The 14921-nt window shown below is 67.1% G+C and carries 19 protein-coding genes and 1 pseudogene; 12 read left to right on the top strand and 8 right to left on the bottom strand.

Annotated elements, in window-relative coordinates:
* Window positions 1-105: 105 nt before the first annotated feature.
* Window positions 106-681 carry an OmpO family porin gene (locus ACM0PK_RS14130; RefSeq protein WP_049465985.1) on the bottom strand — a complete coding sequence of 192 codons (576 nt, stop codon included), beginning with the start codon at window positions 679-681 and terminating at the stop codon, window positions 106-108.
* Window positions 682-842: 161 nt separating this feature from the next.
* Here ACM0PK_RS14130 and ACM0PK_RS14125 point away from each other — a divergent pair, with 161 nt between their 5' ends.
* The 3 genes from ACM0PK_RS14125 (at window position 843) to ACM0PK_RS14115 (ending at window position 3166) form a co-directional block, all read left to right on the top strand.
* Window positions 843-1832: a DUF2268 domain-containing putative Zn-dependent protease gene (locus ACM0PK_RS14125; protein ID WP_414607889.1), complete on the top strand. Its 990-nt coding sequence runs from the start codon at window positions 843-845 to the stop codon at window positions 1830-1832.
* Window positions 1833-2050: 218 nt separating this feature from the next.
* Window positions 2051-2323, top strand: a complete 273-nt coding sequence (locus ACM0PK_RS14120; protein WP_005420910.1) for a hypothetical protein — start codon at window positions 2051-2053, stop codon at window positions 2321-2323.
* Between the two features lie 156 nt (window positions 2324-2479).
* Window positions 2480-3166, top strand: a complete 687-nt coding sequence (locus ACM0PK_RS14115) for a L,D-transpeptidase family protein (protein ID WP_088496695.1) — start codon at window positions 2480-2482, stop codon at window positions 3164-3166.
* 15 nt (window positions 3167-3181) lie between these two features.
* On the opposite strand, the gene arsH is transcribed toward ACM0PK_RS14115, so the two are convergent.
* On the bottom strand, window positions 3182-3910 hold the full coding sequence (gene arsH / locus ACM0PK_RS14110) for an arsenical resistance protein ArsH (RefSeq protein WP_065185559.1): 729 nt from the start codon (window positions 3908-3910) through the stop codon (window positions 3182-3184).
* Between the two features lie 17 nt (window positions 3911-3927).
* Between arsH and ACM0PK_RS14105 the strand changes: the two genes are divergently transcribed.
* The 5 genes and pseudogenes from ACM0PK_RS14105 (at window position 3928) to ACM0PK_RS14085 (ending at window position 7118) form a co-directional block, all read left to right on the top strand.
* The gene (locus ACM0PK_RS14105) at window positions 3928-4257 is read left to right on the top strand and encodes an ArsR/SmtB family transcription factor (protein WP_111201237.1); all 330 of its coding nucleotides are present in this window, start codon (window positions 3928-3930) and stop codon (window positions 4255-4257) included.
* A pseudogene (gene arsN2, locus ACM0PK_RS14100) lies at window positions 4217-4678 on the top strand (arsenic resistance N-acetyltransferase ArsN2); the annotation flags it as partial. The gene ACM0PK_RS14105 and the pseudogene arsN2, both read left to right, overlap by 41 nt.
* A 36-nt stretch (window positions 4679-4714) precedes the next feature.
* Window positions 4715-5218, top strand: a complete 504-nt coding sequence (locus tag ACM0PK_RS14095) for an arsenate reductase ArsC (protein WP_043034987.1) — start codon at window positions 4715-4717, stop codon at window positions 5216-5218.
* A gap of 13 nt (window positions 5219-5231) precedes the next feature.
* Window positions 5232-6263, top strand: a complete 1032-nt coding sequence (arsB, locus tag ACM0PK_RS14090) for an ACR3 family arsenite efflux transporter (protein WP_088496693.1) — start codon at window positions 5232-5234, stop codon at window positions 6261-6263.
* Window positions 6264-6743: 480 nt separating this feature from the next.
* Window positions 6744-7118, top strand: a complete 375-nt coding sequence (locus ACM0PK_RS14085; protein WP_053497779.1) for a hypothetical protein — start codon at window positions 6744-6746, stop codon at window positions 7116-7118.
* 60 nt (window positions 7119-7178) lie between these two features.
* Here the strand turns inward: ACM0PK_RS14085 and ACM0PK_RS14080 are convergent, their stop codons facing one another.
* Window positions 7179-7853 carry an Ivy family c-type lysozyme inhibitor gene (locus tag ACM0PK_RS14080; RefSeq protein WP_111201240.1) on the bottom strand — a complete coding sequence of 225 codons (675 nt, stop codon included), beginning with the start codon at window positions 7851-7853 and terminating at the stop codon, window positions 7179-7181.
* Between the two features lie 136 nt (window positions 7854-7989).
* Here ACM0PK_RS14080 and ACM0PK_RS14075 point away from each other — a divergent pair, with 136 nt between their 5' ends.
* Window positions 7990-8445, top strand: a complete 456-nt coding sequence (locus ACM0PK_RS14075; protein WP_414607890.1) for a YybH family protein — start codon at window positions 7990-7992, stop codon at window positions 8443-8445.
* A gap of 125 nt (window positions 8446-8570) precedes the next feature.
* On the opposite strand, the gene ACM0PK_RS14070 is transcribed toward ACM0PK_RS14075, so the two are convergent.
* From ACM0PK_RS14070 to ACM0PK_RS14050, 5 genes are all read right to left on the bottom strand, one after another.
* Complete coding sequence (locus ACM0PK_RS14070) at window positions 8571-9596, bottom strand: NAD(P)H-dependent glycerol-3-phosphate dehydrogenase (RefSeq protein WP_414607891.1); 1026 nt, start codon at window positions 9594-9596, stop codon at window positions 8571-8573.
* Between the two features lie 20 nt (window positions 9597-9616).
* Window positions 9617-10135, bottom strand: coding sequence for a protein-export chaperone SecB (gene secB, locus ACM0PK_RS14065; RefSeq protein ID WP_005407596.1), 519 nt, complete (start codon window positions 10133-10135; stop codon window positions 9617-9619).
* A 100-nt stretch (window positions 10136-10235) separates the two neighbouring features.
* Window positions 10236-10673, bottom strand: a complete 438-nt coding sequence (locus tag ACM0PK_RS14060; protein WP_049416566.1) for a rhodanese-like domain-containing protein — start codon at window positions 10671-10673, stop codon at window positions 10236-10238.
* 57 nt (window positions 10674-10730) lie between these two features.
* Window positions 10731-11156, bottom strand: a complete 426-nt coding sequence (locus tag ACM0PK_RS14055; protein ID WP_065195989.1) for a hypothetical protein — start codon at window positions 11154-11156, stop codon at window positions 10731-10733.
* A 32-nt stretch (window positions 11157-11188) separates the two neighbouring features.
* Window positions 11189-11656: a YiiD C-terminal domain-containing protein gene (locus ACM0PK_RS14050; RefSeq protein WP_005407593.1), complete on the bottom strand. Its 468-nt coding sequence runs from the start codon at window positions 11654-11656 to the stop codon at window positions 11189-11191.
* 35 nt (window positions 11657-11691) lie between these two features.
* On the opposite strand from ACM0PK_RS14050, the gene ACM0PK_RS14045 reads away from it, so the two are divergent.
* The 3 genes from ACM0PK_RS14045 to ACM0PK_RS14035 all read left to right on the top strand — a co-directional run bounded on the left by ACM0PK_RS14045 (window position 11692) and on the right by ACM0PK_RS14035 (window position 14882).
* Window positions 11692-12501 carry a uroporphyrinogen-III synthase gene (locus ACM0PK_RS14045; protein ID WP_188239532.1) on the top strand — a complete coding sequence of 270 codons (810 nt, stop codon included), beginning with the start codon at window positions 11692-11694 and terminating at the stop codon, window positions 12499-12501.
* Between the two features lie 104 nt (window positions 12502-12605).
* Window positions 12606-13580 (top strand): uroporphyrinogen-III C-methyltransferase, encoded by a 975-nt coding sequence (locus ACM0PK_RS14040; protein WP_414607892.1) that lies wholly within the window; start codon window positions 12606-12608, stop codon window positions 13578-13580.
* Between the two features lie 6 nt (window positions 13581-13586).
* On the top strand, window positions 13587-14882 hold the full coding sequence (locus tag ACM0PK_RS14035; RefSeq protein WP_065178705.1) for a heme biosynthesis HemY N-terminal domain-containing protein: 1296 nt from the start codon (window positions 13587-13589) through the stop codon (window positions 14880-14882).
* Window positions 14883-14921: the final 39 nt, after the last annotated feature.

Genomic DNA, 14921 nt, shown 5'->3' with positions numbered 1-14921 from the left:
ACGCACACAAAAGAAGAAGCCCGGCGCGAGGCCGGGCTTCGGTTGGCGTGTGGGAGAGAGAGAGAGTCACACGCCAGCACAACACGCTCTAACGACGGGCGTTTGTTACCAGGTGAAGCGCGGGCCCACGAACCACTCGCGGTCGCCGGCCTTGGCCAGCTTCACTTCGCCACTCAGGCCCCAGTTCTGGTTGAACTTGGCGGTGGCGCCGACGCGGCCGTAGAACTCGCCGTCCGGGTTGATGCCGTGCTTCTTGGTGTAGTCCTCGTAGCCGGCCATCACGTAGCCTTCCACGTACGGGTTGAACGCGGTGCGCACGCCGACTTCGGTGGAGTAGCCGTTGAAGTCCAGGCCGTGCTTCATGTCGAACTTCTGGTACGCGACACGGGCGACCAGGTCGGTGTTCGGTGCGATGCCGTAGTTGTAGCCAGCACCGATGCGCCACTGGTCGACGTCATTCTTGAACGTGTCGGTCTCCTGCGCGCTGTAGTCGCCGAAGATGTGGAAGTTCGGGTGCACCGCCACGGAACCCTTCACCTTCCAGCCATCGGCGTCGCCGCCCTTGGCATCGGTGTTCACGTAGCCGCCTTCAACGTAGTTGTACGACAGGCCATCGGTTGCCGATGCAGCGAACGGCAGGGCAGCCAGAAGGCCCAGGGCGAGCAGCGAATTCTTGTTCATCGGGACACACCTTTAATTATTTTGGTTTCGTCGGCCGCCTCCCGGGAGGGGGGGAGAGAGGAGGCGGTCGACAGGTGTGAATTATCCGTTAGGGGGTCTAATCGACCCTGAATATTGAACTGACTGGTGTATAAATAAGGCTGGCGTTCAGGGAACTCCTCATGCCGCACGCATCAGTCGCGTCACTGCTGTTTCCGCTTCATGCCCGGCGCACAGTGTGGGCTTTGCTGCTCTTCGCCCTGCCGATGATGCTGCAGGTAGCCAACGCAGCCGAGCGTACCCGCCCTTCCGGGCGCATCGTGATTCAGACCGACGATGTCACGCGCTTCTTCAGCGTGCTGGATGCAAGCGGAGGGAAGCCGAATGCCGACGATCTGCAGCGCGGCTATCTGCATGCGGGTACGGATGCACTACGCAGCTTCACTGACAGCCGTATCGGCTCGATGGATCGTCTTGCAGATGCGATCCAGCACAAACCTGCTCTGTTTGCCAAAGCCCGTACCTGTGCGACGGCACTGCCGGAGATCCGCGAGCGGGTTGCCAAGGCACTCGATCGGTTGGGCACGCTGTTTCCCTCCGCACGTTTTCCGCCGGTCACCGTGCTGGTGGGTCGGGGAAACAGCGGCGGTGTCACCACGCCCGACGGCGTGGTGATCGGACTGGAGGCACTGTGCCACGCCGACTGGATGCAGCCCGACATCGGCGATCGATTCGTGCACCTGATCGCCCATGAGTACGTGCACGTGCAGCAGCCCGGTGCGAGCGTCGATGTCGCGCAGCCCACCCTGCTCTATCAGACGTTGCTTGAAGGCGGCGCCGAGTACGTGGGCGAACTGATCTCGGGGCAACCGGCCAACGCGCATCTGCGTCGTTGGACGCAGGGCCGCGAATGCGCCCTGGAACGCCAGTTCGCCCGGGACAGCGCTGGTACTGATCGGTCGCAATGGCTCTACAACGGAGCGGGCGACGAAACGCGCCGCGGCGATCTTGGCTACTGGATCGGCTACCGCATTGCCGCTGACTACGTTGCCCGCGCCGATGACAAAGCTGGTGCCGTCGCCACGCTGCTGACGGTGCGTCCGGAAAGTGCGCCGGCATTGTTCGCCGCAAGTGAATGGCGCCCGGCGTGTGGGCCAGTGGAAAACGGGTAGGAATGAAGCCGTCTTCAGGCTGATGAATTGGGCGATTCGAGCAACGGCAAGGCCATCGCCTCTGTGCACATCAGCTCGCCTGATCTCACTCGTTAAGCTTTGCTGATGAACATATTTCACAACCCTTCCACGTCTTCCAACTTCAGCTGAAAGCGCCTGTCAGCATGGGGAACAAACGCCGCTATATTCCAGCTTCCCCAGACGAAGGAGGGAGTGCAATGAACCTGAACCCGCAACACATGAAGACGGCCCGCGCACTTGCTGTAGCGCTCATCGCCACCGTGAGCCTTGGCGCTTGTGCCACCTACAAGGACGAGTTCGCAACCATCAACTCGCGCCTCGATCAGCTCGATGTAAAGGTGCAGGGCGCTGCACAGAGTGCCGAGTCCGCCAACCAGTCGGCACAGCAGGCCAACCAGCGCCTGGACCAGATCGAAGGCCGCGTGCAGCAGCTTGAAAGGGCACCCGTCGGACGCAAGCCGCGCGGCTGATCGCTCCCTCACCGTTTGAATTGATCCACCTCTGTATCGGGAACCAGTGGCCCTCGCCGGCCACTGGCCTCCTTCCACCAGGATTGCATTGCCAGGAGCCTTCCCATTCGTACCTCCTCCTCCCCTGCACGCCGCGCCTTCCATGCCGCTCTGGCCATGGCACTGGCCGTTGCATGCAGCGGCGCAGCCAACGCCAGGGACAAGGACGCACCCGCAGCACCGGCGGCCGCCGTTGATGAACTTCCGCCCGACCAGAGCGTCTCCGAAACAGTGATCGAGCTGGCCGGCTGGGTGGTCGCCAGCAAGGACAATCAGGGTTATCCGTTCGCGATCATGGACAAGGCCGCGGCGCAGGTCCTGGTCTTCGGCGGCGACGGCAAGCTGCGCGGCGCCGCGCCGGCGCTGTTCGGTTCGGCCATCGGCGATCATTCCGCACCCGGCGTCGCCAAGCTTGCCCTGAGCGCGATTCCCGGCCACGACCGCACCACGCCTGCGGGCCGCTTCATCGGCGCCTATGGCCCCTCCGACGATGCCGGGCGCGTGCTGTGGGTGGACTATGATTCCGCCGTGTCGATGCATCCGCTGCCGCCGGGCACCCCGAAGGAAAAGCGCGCCGAACGACTGGCGACGCCGACGCCGGACGACAACCGCGTCACCCACGGCTGCATCAACGTCTCGCCGGCGTTCTACGAGCAGATCGTGCACTCCACGTTCGAGAAGGGCGGCGTGTTCTACATCCTGCCGGACAAGGATTCGATCGCGAAGACCTTCCCGGCGTTCGCGCAGAGCCGTGGCGATGCAAAGGACGAGAACAGCAAGGGCGCGCAGCGCGCGAGCAGGTAGCGCGCGTGCTGGAACTCAGGAAGCCGTCGCCCCTGCAGCCCGCGCCAATGCCGCGGCGTGCGCGTCGCCCTTCCGCTCGCTGTAGCGGTCCACCAGGTAGTCCGACCGGCCCCGCGTCAGCAGCGTGAACTTCACCAGTTCCTCCATCACGTCCACCACCCGATCGTAGTACGGCGAGGGTTTCATCCGGCCGTCGTCATCGAATTCCTGCCAGGCCTTGGCCACCGACGACTGGTTGGGGATGGTCAGCATGCGCATCCAGCGGCCGAGCACGCGCAACGTGTTGACGGTATTGAACGACTGCGAGCCGCCGCTCACCTGCATCACCGCCAGCGTCCTGCCCTGCGTGGGCCGCACGCTGCCATCTTCCAGCGGCAACCAGTCGATCTGGTTCTTGAACACGCCGGTGACCGTGCCATGCCGCTCGGGGCTGACCCAGACCTGCCCTTCCGACCACTGTGACCATTCGCGCAGTCGCTGCACTTCGGGGTGATTCCTGTCCACGCTGTCCAGCATCGGCAGCGCATGCGGATCGAACACCCGGGTTTCGCACCCCAGGTGGCGCAGCAGCCGCTCGGCTTCCAGCGCAAGCTTGCGGCTGAACGACTGGGGCCGCAGCGAGCCGTAGAGCAGGAGAATGCGTGGCGGCCCCAGATCTGCCGCGGCGAGCTGGTGATGATTGGGCTGGGGCAATGACGATTCCAGCAGGTTGGGCAGGTCCAGGCTTGTGATTGGCTCATTCATTCGACTATTCTAGAAATATGGAAACATCGAATGCAATCACCGCCCTGACCGCCCTCGGCCATGCCACCCGCCTGGCTGCCTTCCGACTGCTGGTGGAGGCGGGCCCGGCAGGGCGCATGGCGGGCGACATCGCCACGGCCCTGCAGGTACCCCCAGCCACGCTCAGCTTCCACCTGAAGGAGCTGGTGCAGGCCGGGCTGGTGGAGAGCGAAAGCCAAGGCCGCCACGTCTGCTACCGCGCCAACTTCGATGCGATGAACGGCTTGATCCAGTACCTGACGCACAACTGCTGCGCGGGCTCCCCGGATGAGCGGTGCGCGGTCACCGAACCGGCATGCAGGTGCTGAGATGAAACCCGATCCGGTGATTCGTGCAGGCACGCGCGACGACCTGTGCTCCATCCGCGACCTTCTGCGGCAGGCGCAGTTGCCCGTGGCCGATCTGGAAAGCAGCGAGGTGGCGTTTCTCGTCGCAGACCTCGACGGCATTCCCGTGGGTGCCGTTGGATTGCAGATCTTCGGCGCGTCGGCCCTGCTTCGCTCCCTGGTGGTGTCAGATGACCGACGCAATACCGGCCTTGGGCGCGCGTTGCTGTCAGCGGCCGAGGACATGGCCCGCCGCATGCAGGTCAGGGAACTGGTGCTGCTGACAACGTCGGCAGGCCCGTGGTTCGCGCGGCACGGCTATGCCGGATGCGATCGCGCGCAGATAGCGGAGGCGATCCGCAGCTCTGCCGAGTTCACTAGTCTCTGCCCGGCCAGCGCGCTGTGCATGTCCAAGCCACTCACTGACCACGGAAGCCACATGACCCGCAATGTCCTGTTCCTCTGCACCGGCAACAGCGCGCGCAGCGTGCTGGCTGAAGCCACCCTGCGCGCCTGGGGCGGCGATCACTTCAGCGCATTCAGTGCGGGCAGCCAGCCCACTGGCCAGATCAATCCCTTCGCGCTCGCCCAGCTGCAGGCCGAAGGAATGCCCGTTGAAGGGCTGCGCAGCAAGTCGTGGGATGAGTTCGTGGATGCAGCCCCGATGGATCTGGTGATCACCGTGTGTGACGCGGCCGCTGCCGAAGCCTGCCCTGTGGTGTTCGGTGACTTCATCCGCAGCCACTGGGGCCTGCCTGATCCGGCCGCCGTGGCAGGCAGCGATGCCGACAAGGCCGCGGCCTTCGCACTGGCCCATGCCATCGTGAAAACGCGCCTGCGTGCGCTGCTCGCACTGCCCGAATCGGTGTGGTCCGAACGCGAAGCGCTGCAGCACGCGCTGGACCGGATCGGCCAGCTGCTGCCGACCGACGGCGCACAATGACGGTGCCACTGCCATGAGCCTGTTCGAGCGACACCTGACGCTGTGGGTTGTGCTGTGCATTGCGATGGGCACGCTGCTGGGCCACGTCCTGCCCGATGCCTTCGCGGTGCTGGCCTCCGCCGAAGTGGCCAAAGTCAACCTGCCGGTTGCGGTGCTGATCTGGCTGATGATCATCCCGATGCTGCTGAAGGTCGACTTCACTGCGATGCGCCAGTTGCAGCAGCACTGGAAGGGCATCGGCGTGACACTGTTCATCAACTGGGCCGTGAAGCCGTTCTCGATGGCGCTGCTGGGCTGGCTGTTCCTGCGCCATGCCTTCGCGGACTGGCTGCCCGCAGCACAGATCGACAGCTACATCGCCGGTTTGATCCTGCTGGCGGCCGCGCCCTGCACCGCCATGGTGTTCGTGTGGAGCAACCTGTGCCGCGGTGATGCCAACTTCACCCTGAGCCAGGTGGCCTTGAACGATGCGATCATGGTGGTCGCGTATGCGCCGGTGGTTGCGCTGCTGCTGGGCCTGTCGGCGATCACTGTGCCCTGGGACACGCTGCTGTTGTCGGTTGGCCTCTACATCGTGGTGCCCGTGCTGGTGGCCGCGTTGCTGCGGCGCTGGATGCTTTCGCGCAGCGGCGAGGCGGGCCTGCAGCGCGCGCTTCGACGGCTGGGCCCGCTGTCCCTGTCCGCGCTGCTGCTGACGCTGGTGCTGCTGTTCGGGTTCCAGGGCCAGCAGATCGTGAAGCAACCGCTGGTGATCGCGCTGATTGCGGTGCCGATCCTGATCCAGGTCTATTTCACTTCGGGCCTGGCCTACCTTCTGAACCGCCGTCTGGGCGTGGCGCATTGCGTGGCCGGCCCGTCAGCGCTGATTGGTGCGAGCAACTTCTTCGAACTGGCTGTGGCCACAGCGGTGGGACTGTTCGGCGTGCACTCGGGAGCGGCGCTGGCCACCGTGGTGGGTGTGCTGATCGAGGTACCGGTCATGCTGTCCGTGGTGCGGATCGTGAACCGTACACAAGCCTGGTACGAGAGACGCGAAGAGCACTGACAGATCAAAGTGTGTGGGAGTCGAATTGCGTTCTTCGCCCCGCACTGTCGCCATCGACTTGGTGGGGTGCCCGTACGCCACGTCATCAACTTCGACCCATGTCGCATATTCCCCATGCCGCTACGGCCGTTGCGGCGCCTGCGTCTGCGACAGCTTAACAGCGTGCAAAAATGCCAAAAGCGTCTTTGATCAAGCGTTGAATGCAACTGTTCTGATTGGCACCGCGCAGCAGCACGCGTACAGATGACGTGCCATCGAAAAAGGATGGCCGGGCTTCGAAAACCCGTGCGCTTGTTTAACAACGCTTGCCCGCCGGCGTCACCCCTCGTGGCGCCGGCGGGCAATCCGTCTGCCGGCTATGGCGGGCGGAGCGTGGAGGCCCTGTGCCTGCCGGTTTCAACAAGCGCCCGGTTTTCGAGCCACGTCTCCGCCCGCCACCTTTGCGTGGCGGCTGCCGTCTGTCCTGCACGGAGCATTGCCATGAGCACACCCGAATCCTCCCGACTACGCACGCAATACGTGCCCGCCAACGCGGACGCGCCTTCGGAAGCACCGCACCAGCAGGATCCTCTCGGTTTCATCGCCACCCTCGACCGCATCGGCAAGGGCGCCGCCGCCGACGGCCAACCCTGGCCCGAACGTCATCAGATGCCGGGCCGCCGCATGGCGCTGGCCGACGCGGATTGCGCATTGACCGGCCTGCGCGTGGCGCTGGAAATGCTGCTGGCTGCCGAGCGCGTGCGCCAGAACGGTCCCGACGAGGAGTACGTGGGCGACCGCGTGATGGAGGGCCTGATGATGGCCAGTCTGTCGCTGACCGCACAGGTCAGCGCACGCATGCGCCCGGAAGGGTGACACGGGGAACAACGCTCACTGCAACGCCGGGCACGGCCCGGCGCTGCGGCGCGCGCCACATCACTCGCAAAGCGCGCTGTCTTCCTTCAGCGCGGCATCCTGCAGTGGCTGGCGCTGTTCGATCTGCACACGCTGTTCCGCCGTCGGCTCGCCCAGCCACCACACACGGCAGCGCGCAGTAAGACGGCCGACCATCTTCGCCTGCGTGGGTGAGTACAGCATCGCCAACGCGGTGCCGGGGCAGTCGTGGGCCTGGCAGGCGGTGTAGAACCACCACGGCTCGCCCTGTAGCACTACCAGCTCGCCAGGGCCGCTGGGTCCGCTCAACAGGCGCTTGCGCAGCGACGGCATATCCTTGTCAGTGGATTCGGCGTCCTGCGTGCCCTTCATCAGCGCATCGAACGCGGCCAGCACCTTCGGGTCCTTGCGGCCGCAGTCGTCCACGGCACTGCCGCCGACCAGGGTGAAGAAGTGGGTCGCCAGCGGATTGTCCGCGCAGGTCAGTTCGCCGCCGGCGCCCGGGTCTTCCGGTTCGCCCTCGCTGTCCCACACCGCGGGGTCCACGCTGTCTTCGATGGACGTTTCCTTCTCGACCACCGTGGCCGTGGCGGCCGGAGCTTCGGTGGTTGGTGCTGGCGCCGCAGCAGGCGCGGCCTCGCCAGTCTTCTCCGGTGCCTGTCCGCAGGCTGCCAGCAGCGCGGCCATCATCGCCATCCCTGTGATTCGCATCTTCATCGCGTGTCCTTGTCTGATCTGCGCTGCATCCACCGAATCGGCGGCCGCGTGATTCTAACCAGCGGCGCGCTAGGATGCGTCTGAAGCCTTCCCATCATCGCCAGGGCCTGGACGCATGCGCCGCACACGACTCGCCATGATCTTCTGCAGTGCCCTGCTGCTGGCATCGCCGGCAATTGCCCACGATGCAGAAAACGCGAAGCCTGCGCAGCCTCTCCCGGACGCAGCCCTGCCCCCACCGCTGGACCGTGTGCTGCGCAACTACGAGCAGGCGTGGCGCGGGGGTGATGCCAGGGCACTGGCTGCGCTCTTCGCCGAGGATGGCTTTGTGCTGCAGAGCAACCAGCCGCCCGTGCGCGGACGCAGCGCGATCGAGGCCGCGTATGCCGGCCAGGGCAGCAGCCCGTTGCGGCTGCGTGCCTTGGCGTATGCGGTGGAAGGGAACACGGGTTACATCATCGGTGCGTACAGCTACGGCAACAACGTGGGCGATACCGGCAAGTTCACGCTCACGCTGAAGCGTGAGCGTGATGGGCCGTGGCTGATCTTTTCGGACATGGACAACAGCAACGCGCCGCCGCGGGCGCGGTGATTGCTGCCGCCGGGCGCCAACCAAGGTTGGCAGCGACCAGAAGCGGGTTCGGCAGTAGATCCACGCCATGCGTGGATAGGGCACGCACATAAAAAAACCCCGGCACCTGGCCGGGGTTTTTCGATTCACTTGAACAGCGTGTCCGGATACTCCGGTTTCTGTTCCCGCGCCAGCAGTGCGCGCAAGCCTTCTTCCGGGGTCTGCTCGCCATGCAGCACGGCACGCACACCGTCGGAGATCGGCAGGTCGATGCCATGGCGGCGCGCCTGTCGCATCACTTCGTCGGCGGTCTGCACCGACTCGACCACCTGGCCGATTTCGCGCACGGCATCCTGCAGCGTCTGGCCGCGGCCCAGGGCCAGGCCCAGGCGGCGGTTGCGCGACAGGTCGCCGGTGCAGGTCAGCACCAGATCGCCCAGGCCGGCCAGGCCCATCAGCGTTTCCGGCTTGGCGCCGATCGCAGCGGCCAGGCGCAGCATCTCGTTCAGACCACGGGTGATCAGGCCGGCACGGGCGTTGAGGCCCAGCTGCATGCCATCGGCCACGCCGGTGGCCACCGCCAGCACGTTCTTCATCGCGCCGCCCAGCTCGGCACCGACCATGTCGTCGCCGGTGTAGGCGCGGAACGCCGGGCCATGCATCGCCTCGGCCACCGTCTGCGCGAACTCGGGCACGTCGCCGTGCACGGTGATCGCGGTCGGCAGGCCCTGGGTGACTTCCTTGGCGAACGACGGCCCGGTGACGACGGCCAACGGCACGTCCTCACCCAGCACTTCGCGCGCCACTTCATGCAGGAAGCGGCCCGAACCGGGTTCGAAGCCCTTGGTGGCCCAGGCCACGCCGGCACCGGCAGGACGCAGCGGCGCCAGCGCACGCACGGTCTCGCCGAACGCGTGCGACGGCGTCACCACCAGGATCCAGGCCGCGCCCTCCACCGCCGACACCAGGTCGGTGGTAGCACGCAGGCTGTCCGGCAGCGGGATGCCCGGCAGGTAACGCGGATTCTCGTGGCGCTGGTCGATGGCCTCGACCACGGCAGCATCGCGCCCCCACAGCACGGTCGGGTGACCGTGCCGTGCGAGCAGGCTGGCCAGCGCGGTTCCCCAGGAACCGGCGCCGAGCACGGCGATCTTGTCAGCGGGAGTGCTCATCCGTGACGTCGCGGCAGGAATCAGGCGTTGCCGGCCGGCTCGGAGTCAGCCAGCGACGGTGCGTCGCCCTGCTCCTGGCGCTGGCGCAGGGTTTCTGCGTACAGGCCTTCGAAGTTGATCGGCTGCAGGAAGAACGGCGGGAAGCCGCCGGCCTGGATCAGGTCGCTGATCAGCTGGCGCACGTACGGGAACAGGATGTTCGGGCACTGGGTGCCGAGCAGCACGTCGATCGACTGCGGGTCCAGGCCGACCAGGCCGAACACGCCGGCCTGCTTCACTTCGGCCACGTAGGCGGTGCGCTCACCGGCCTGGCAGGTCAGGGTCACGGCCAGCACGACTTCGAAGGCGTTCTCACCCAGGCGCTGCACCTGCTGGTTCAGGTTCAGCTGCAGCTCCGGCTGCACCTGGTCATTGAAGATGGTCGGCGCGTTCGGCGACTCGAAGGAGACGTCCTTGACGTAGATCTTCTCGACGGTGAAAGCGGGGCCGGTAGCGGCATCGACCGGCGCAGCGGCGCCGTTGGTGATCTCTTCGGACATTTCCAGTAACTCCAGGTGAATGCAATGAAAACGATGGTCGAACTACTGCGATGGGGGCGGGACCAGGCCCAGACAAGGCCGGATCCGCCACCTGCGGCAATCAGTTGCGGCCCTTGACCAGCGGCAGTTCGGCCTGCTGCCAGGCGGGAATGCCGCCATCGAGCACGTAGACCTTCTCGAAACCGGCCTTCTTCAGCGCCTTGGCGGCGGTTTCCGAAGCGTTGCCGCTGCGGCACACCAGCACCACCGGCGACTGCTTGGCATTGGCCACCAGCTTGTTTTCCGGGCCGAAGGCACTGGCCTGGGCATTGCGGCTGCCGGCAATGTGGCCCTTTTCGAAGTCACCGCTGGCCGACAGGTCGACCACCACCGTGCCGCCCGCGTTGATCAGCTGGGTCAGTTCGGCGGGCTTGATGCCCTTGAAGCCCCGGAACAGGCGGCGGATCTCGGTGACGATGATGGCCACGGTCAGGCCGACCAGGGCCGCGGACAGCATCGGGTTTCGGCCTGCAAAGGCCAGCAACTCTTCGTAATTCACTCAGGTCACGGGTCGATTAAGCGGGCGCCGATTGTCGCACAAGCCGGACGCGGCCCGTCACTGCCCCTTCCACAGGTCCGGCAGGCCGGCGGTCTGCCACCAGCGCTTGGCCTCCGGATCCCAGCGCCAGCGCTCGACCACGACCACGGTGCGCTCGGCCTGGGTGTTCTGGTTGATCACCCCGATTTCGACCCGGCGCTCGACCAGGCCACCGTCCAGCGAGGCGCTGCTGCGCTCGCGATAGGACGACACGCGCAGCTGCGCGTATCGGTTGAGCTCGAACTCGGTCGGCGGCTTTTCCTTGCGCAGCTTGGGGTCGAGGTAGCCGATGGCATCGTCCATGCTGCCCCAGCGGATGGTCGCGCCATACGCGACCTGGGTCTCTTCCAGCAGCTTGCGCTGCTTGCGGCTGAGGTCGTCGGCCGAGGCCACGGCGCTGACCAGCAGCAGGGAATACATCAGGAACTGGATGAGGCGGCGCATCGGTGGTTTCCCCAGAACGTCTGCCTGCCATCCTACCCTTTGGCGAAGGCAACAAAGCGACCGCTGAATTCGGCGGCGGGCTTGCCATCGGCACCGGGCTGGGTGGCGATGATGCTGATGCGGGCCTTGCGGCGCTGCCGGAAGGTATTCAGGAAGGCGTCCCAGCCGGTGGCTTCGGCCGCTTCGGCGTGGGCGTGCAGGTCCTCATAGACCGGCGCCAGATAGCGCAGGTTGCTGTCGGCCACATAGACCTCGGCATCGTGGCCGGCCAGGCGCAGGCGCAGGCTGACCAGCGCCCAGCCGGACAGGGTCAGCACCGAGGCCAGGCTGCCGCCGAAGGCGTTGCCCTTGTCGTTGACGTTGGCCGCCAGCGGCGCGGTGATGCGCAGCACGCCATCGGCATAGCCGTCGAGCTGGATCTGCATGGCGCGGACCGCCGGCATGCAGTCCAGCACGTCCTGCAGGGCGGCCAACGAGGAAGTCAGGGCATCAACGGACATCGGAGCAGCGACCACGACAACGAAGGGCCCGCATAATGCAGGCAATGGTCGACCATACGATACCCACTGGCGCCACCCGTTCCGGCCCACGCTGGACCCTGATCTCGCTGCGCCCGCGGGGCCAGAACGTGGCGCTGCGCCGCGCCGTTGCCGGGCTGGGCGGGAATGTCCTGGCCCTGGCGCCCTGGCGCCTGCAGCGCCTGCATGGCACGGCTGTGGTGCGCCAGCTGCAACGCGCGCTGAACTGCGACCGGGTGGTATTCACCAGCCCGGCCGCCGTTGCCGCAGCCGCGTCCCTGCTGCCGCTGGCCGACGTGCAGTGCAGCCCGTGGCTGACCGTGGGCGAAGGCACTGCGCGCGCATTGCAGGCACACGGCATCACCGAGGTGCACGCGCCGCAGCGGATGGACAGCGAGGGGCTGCTGGCGCTGCCGGTGCTGGCCGACGTACAGGGCCTGCGCATCGGCCTGGTGACCGCCCCCGGCGGGCGTGGCCTGATTGCCGCGCAGCTGCAGGCGGCGGGCGCCACGATCGAACGTGCCGACGTCTACCAGCGTCGCCTGCTGCGACTGCCCCCGCGAACGCTGGCGCGATTGGCGCATTCAGCACAGCCGTGGGTACTGGCCGTGAGCAGTGGCGAAGCGCTGCAGCATTTCTGGCAACAGCTTCCGCCGGCCGGGCAGCAGCGCCTGCGGGCGTCTGCCCGCGTGGTGGTTGCCAGTGACCGCCTCGGCGAACAGGCGCAGGCGCTCGGCCTGCAGCGCATCACACGCAGCGCCGGCCCCACCGCTGCGCAGCTGGTGGCGGCCGCACACGCCACGCTCACCGTCCCGGCAGCGACCTGAACAGGGACGTGGGTCACGCTTGCCGCTGTCGTCGGCAACGGTGATGCTGTGCACAACGCGGCCTGCCGGCCCCCGACCGGCGACGTTGCCGACAAGGAAGCCCGATGAACGATACTCCGCCATCCCCGCCCCATCGACCCGTGCGCTGGCTGCTGCCGCTGGCCGCCGTGGTCGTGCTCGGCGCGGGCGGCTATGCCGGCTGGTACGTCTGGCAGCAGCAACAGCGCGAACAGGAAGCGCAGGCACAGACCACGGCCGTACAGCTGAAGGGCCTGGAGGCCACGCTGGATGCGCTGCGCCGTGACCAGCGCGCGACCAGCCAGCGCCTGCAGGATGCGGCGACCACCAACCGCGTGCTGCGCGACGAGATGCTGGGACTCTCGCAGCGCAGCGCTTTGCTGGAAGAGAACCTGGCCAAGCTGGCCGACAGCGCCAACCAGGGCCGCCAGGCGGTGCAGCGCGATGAGGCCGAGCTGCTGCTGACCCAGGCTGCGCAGCGCCTGAACTACGCCGACGACGTGGACGGCGCACGCCGCCTGTATGCACAGGCCGCCACCGCGCTGGCCGATCTGCCCGACGCCGACGGCCTGAACCTGCGCCAGGCGCTGGTGCAGGAGCGCGAGGCACTGGATGCGCTGGGCAGCGGCCCGCGCGTGCAGTCGCTGCAGCGCCTGGATGCTGTGGCCCGGGCGCTGCAGGGCCTGCCCTCGCAGATCACCGGCACGACCGGCAGCAGCACCGCCAAGCCCTGGTGGCAGGCCACGCTGGCACCGTTCGTGGACATCACCCCGAGCCGCCAGAACGGCCCGCTGACGGCCGCCGAAAAGCGCAACGCCGACGATGCCCTGCAGCTGGAACTGACCTTGGCGCGTGCCGCGATCGAGCGCGGCGACAGCGCGGGCCGCAACACCGCATTGGACCGCGTGGAGCAGTGGGCACAGCGGCGCTGGCCGGATTCACCGGCCCTGCGCGCACAACGTGCTGAACTGAAGGCCCTGCGCGAACTTCCGCTGCAGGCCAGCGACGCTGTTCTTGGCAGCACCCTGCAACAACTGCGCACCCAGACCGACCGGAGGTAAGCCCGCATGAAACCCCTGCAATCCCTGGTCGTGCTGTTGCTGGCCGTGGCCATCGGCGTGGTCGCCGCGCAATGGCTCGGCGCCGATGACCTGAACCGCTTCGGCGAAGTGACCCTGCGCTACGGCGGCTACGACTATCACAGCAACCTGCCGAAGGTAGCGCTGCTGGCAGTGATCACAGTGCTGGTGCTGTGGCTGCTGTGGAGCCTGATCGCTGCACCGTTCCGTGCCTGGGGCCGCTACCGCCGCAAGCAGGGCCGGGTGCGCCTGATCGACGGCCTGCAGGCCTACGAGCATGGCCAGTGGCAGCGTGCGGAGAAGCTGCTGGACGGCGCCGCCAGGGACCCGGAAGTGAGCGCGGTGGCACTGGCCACTGCCGTGCGCAGCGCGCAGGCACGGGCCGACGGCCCCGCCGGAGACGCGCTGCTGCAGCGCCTGGGTGAAAGTGACGCCACCCTGCAGGCACTGCTGCGCGCCGAACAGCTGCTGGCGCGCGATCTGCCGGTCGATGCGATCAACGCGCTGGACGTAGCGGCGATCCAGCCGCTGCCGCCGCGCGGCCTGTGGCTGCGTACCGAAGCGCTGGCACAGGCCGGCCGCGCGCACGAAGCGTATGGCCAGCTGGGTGCGCTGCGCCAGAGCAAGGTGCTGCCGGCCGACGCGAACAGCGAACTGGAGGCACGCCTGGCCGCACAGGCGCTACTGGAAGCGGCCGACGTCAACGCGCTGGCCGCACAGTGGGAGGCCACCCCGAAGGCGCTGCGCCCCACCCCGGACGTGGTGGGCGCCTATGCCAGCCGTGCGGTGGCGCTGGACTGGGATGAGCCGGCGCTGCTGGCGCTGGAACAGGCACTGGACCAGCGTTGGAATGACGATCTGGTGGCGCTGTATGGCCGCCTGCCCGCCGAGCGCCTGGCCACCCGCCAGGCCAATCTGGCGCGCTGGCGCAACGTGCACGATGACTCGGCCGCCCTGCGCCTGGCACAGGGCCGCGTGGCCCTGGGCCAGCAGCAATGGGATGCCGCCGATGCGTTCCTGCACGAGGCCATCGCCGCGGGCGCCGGTGCACCGGCGTGGGAAGCGCTGGGTGAAGTGTTCGCCCAGCGTGGCGAACACGCGCTGGCCGCGCAGTGCCTGGCCAATGCGCTGCGCCTGCAGCGCGGCGAGGACAGCGTGGAACTGGTGCGTGGCACCGAGACGCCGCTGCGCGCCACGGTGGAGGAGCAGCCCATCGTTGCACAGCCGCCGGTGTATGACGCCAACGAAGAGCGCGACGAATTCGGCAACCCGCGGTTGCCCTGATGGGTAGTGCCGGCCGCTGGCCGGCATCCACCGGAGCAA

Source organism: Stenotrophomonas sp. FR010 (genome assembly GCF_047520755.2).
In the GTDB taxonomy this organism is placed as follows: Bacteria; Pseudomonadota; Gammaproteobacteria; order Xanthomonadales; family Xanthomonadaceae; genus Stenotrophomonas; species Stenotrophomonas sepilia.
Note: the sequence above shows the minus strand (reverse complement) of the source record. Positions and strands in the feature narration are given on the sequence as shown.

Coding starts and splice junctions, on each gene's coding strand:
- ACM0PK_RS14130 (WP_049465985.1), bottom strand. CDS start 681: ATGAACAAGAATTCGCTGCTCGCCCTGGGCCTTCTGGCTGCCCTGCCG.
- ACM0PK_RS14125 (WP_414607889.1), top strand. CDS start 843: ATGCCGCACGCATCAGTCGCGTCACTGCTGTTTCCGCTTCATGCCCGG.
- ACM0PK_RS14120 (WP_005420910.1), top strand. CDS start 2,051: ATGAACCTGAACCCGCAACACATGAAGACGGCCCGCGCACTTGCTGTA.
- ACM0PK_RS14115 (WP_088496695.1), top strand. CDS start 2,480: ATGGCACTGGCCGTTGCATGCAGCGGCGCAGCCAACGCCAGGGACAAG.
- arsH (WP_065185559.1), bottom strand. CDS start 3,910: ATGAATGAGCCAATCACAAGCCTGGACCTGCCCAACCTGCTGGAATCG.
- ACM0PK_RS14105 (WP_111201237.1), top strand. CDS start 3,928: ATGGAAACATCGAATGCAATCACCGCCCTGACCGCCCTCGGCCATGCC.
- ACM0PK_RS14095 (WP_043034987.1), top strand. CDS start 4,715: ATGACCCGCAATGTCCTGTTCCTCTGCACCGGCAACAGCGCGCGCAGC.
- arsB (WP_088496693.1), top strand. CDS start 5,232: ATGAGCCTGTTCGAGCGACACCTGACGCTGTGGGTTGTGCTGTGCATT.
- ACM0PK_RS14085 (WP_053497779.1), top strand. CDS start 6,744: ATGAGCACACCCGAATCCTCCCGACTACGCACGCAATACGTGCCCGCC.
- ACM0PK_RS14080 (WP_111201240.1), bottom strand. CDS start 7,853: ATGAAGATGCGAATCACAGGGATGGCGATGATGGCCGCGCTGCTGGCA.
- ACM0PK_RS14075 (WP_414607890.1), top strand. CDS start 7,990: ATGATCTTCTGCAGTGCCCTGCTGCTGGCATCGCCGGCAATTGCCCAC.
- ACM0PK_RS14070 (WP_414607891.1), bottom strand. CDS start 9,596: ATGAGCACTCCCGCTGACAAGATCGCCGTGCTCGGCGCCGGTTCCTGG.
- secB (WP_005407596.1), bottom strand. CDS start 10,135: ATGTCCGAAGAGATCACCAACGGCGCCGCTGCGCCGGTCGATGCCGCT.
- ACM0PK_RS14055 (WP_065195989.1), bottom strand. CDS start 11,156: ATGCGCCGCCTCATCCAGTTCCTGATGTATTCCCTGCTGCTGGTCAGC.
- ACM0PK_RS14050 (WP_005407593.1), bottom strand. CDS start 11,656: ATGTCCGTTGATGCCCTGACTTCCTCGTTGGCCGCCCTGCAGGACGTG.
- ACM0PK_RS14045 (WP_188239532.1), top strand. CDS start 11,692: ATGCAGGCAATGGTCGACCATACGATACCCACTGGCGCCACCCGTTCC.
- ACM0PK_RS14040 (WP_414607892.1), top strand. CDS start 12,606: ATGAACGATACTCCGCCATCCCCGCCCCATCGACCCGTGCGCTGGCTG.
- ACM0PK_RS14035 (WP_065178705.1), top strand. CDS start 13,587: ATGAAACCCCTGCAATCCCTGGTCGTGCTGTTGCTGGCCGTGGCCATC.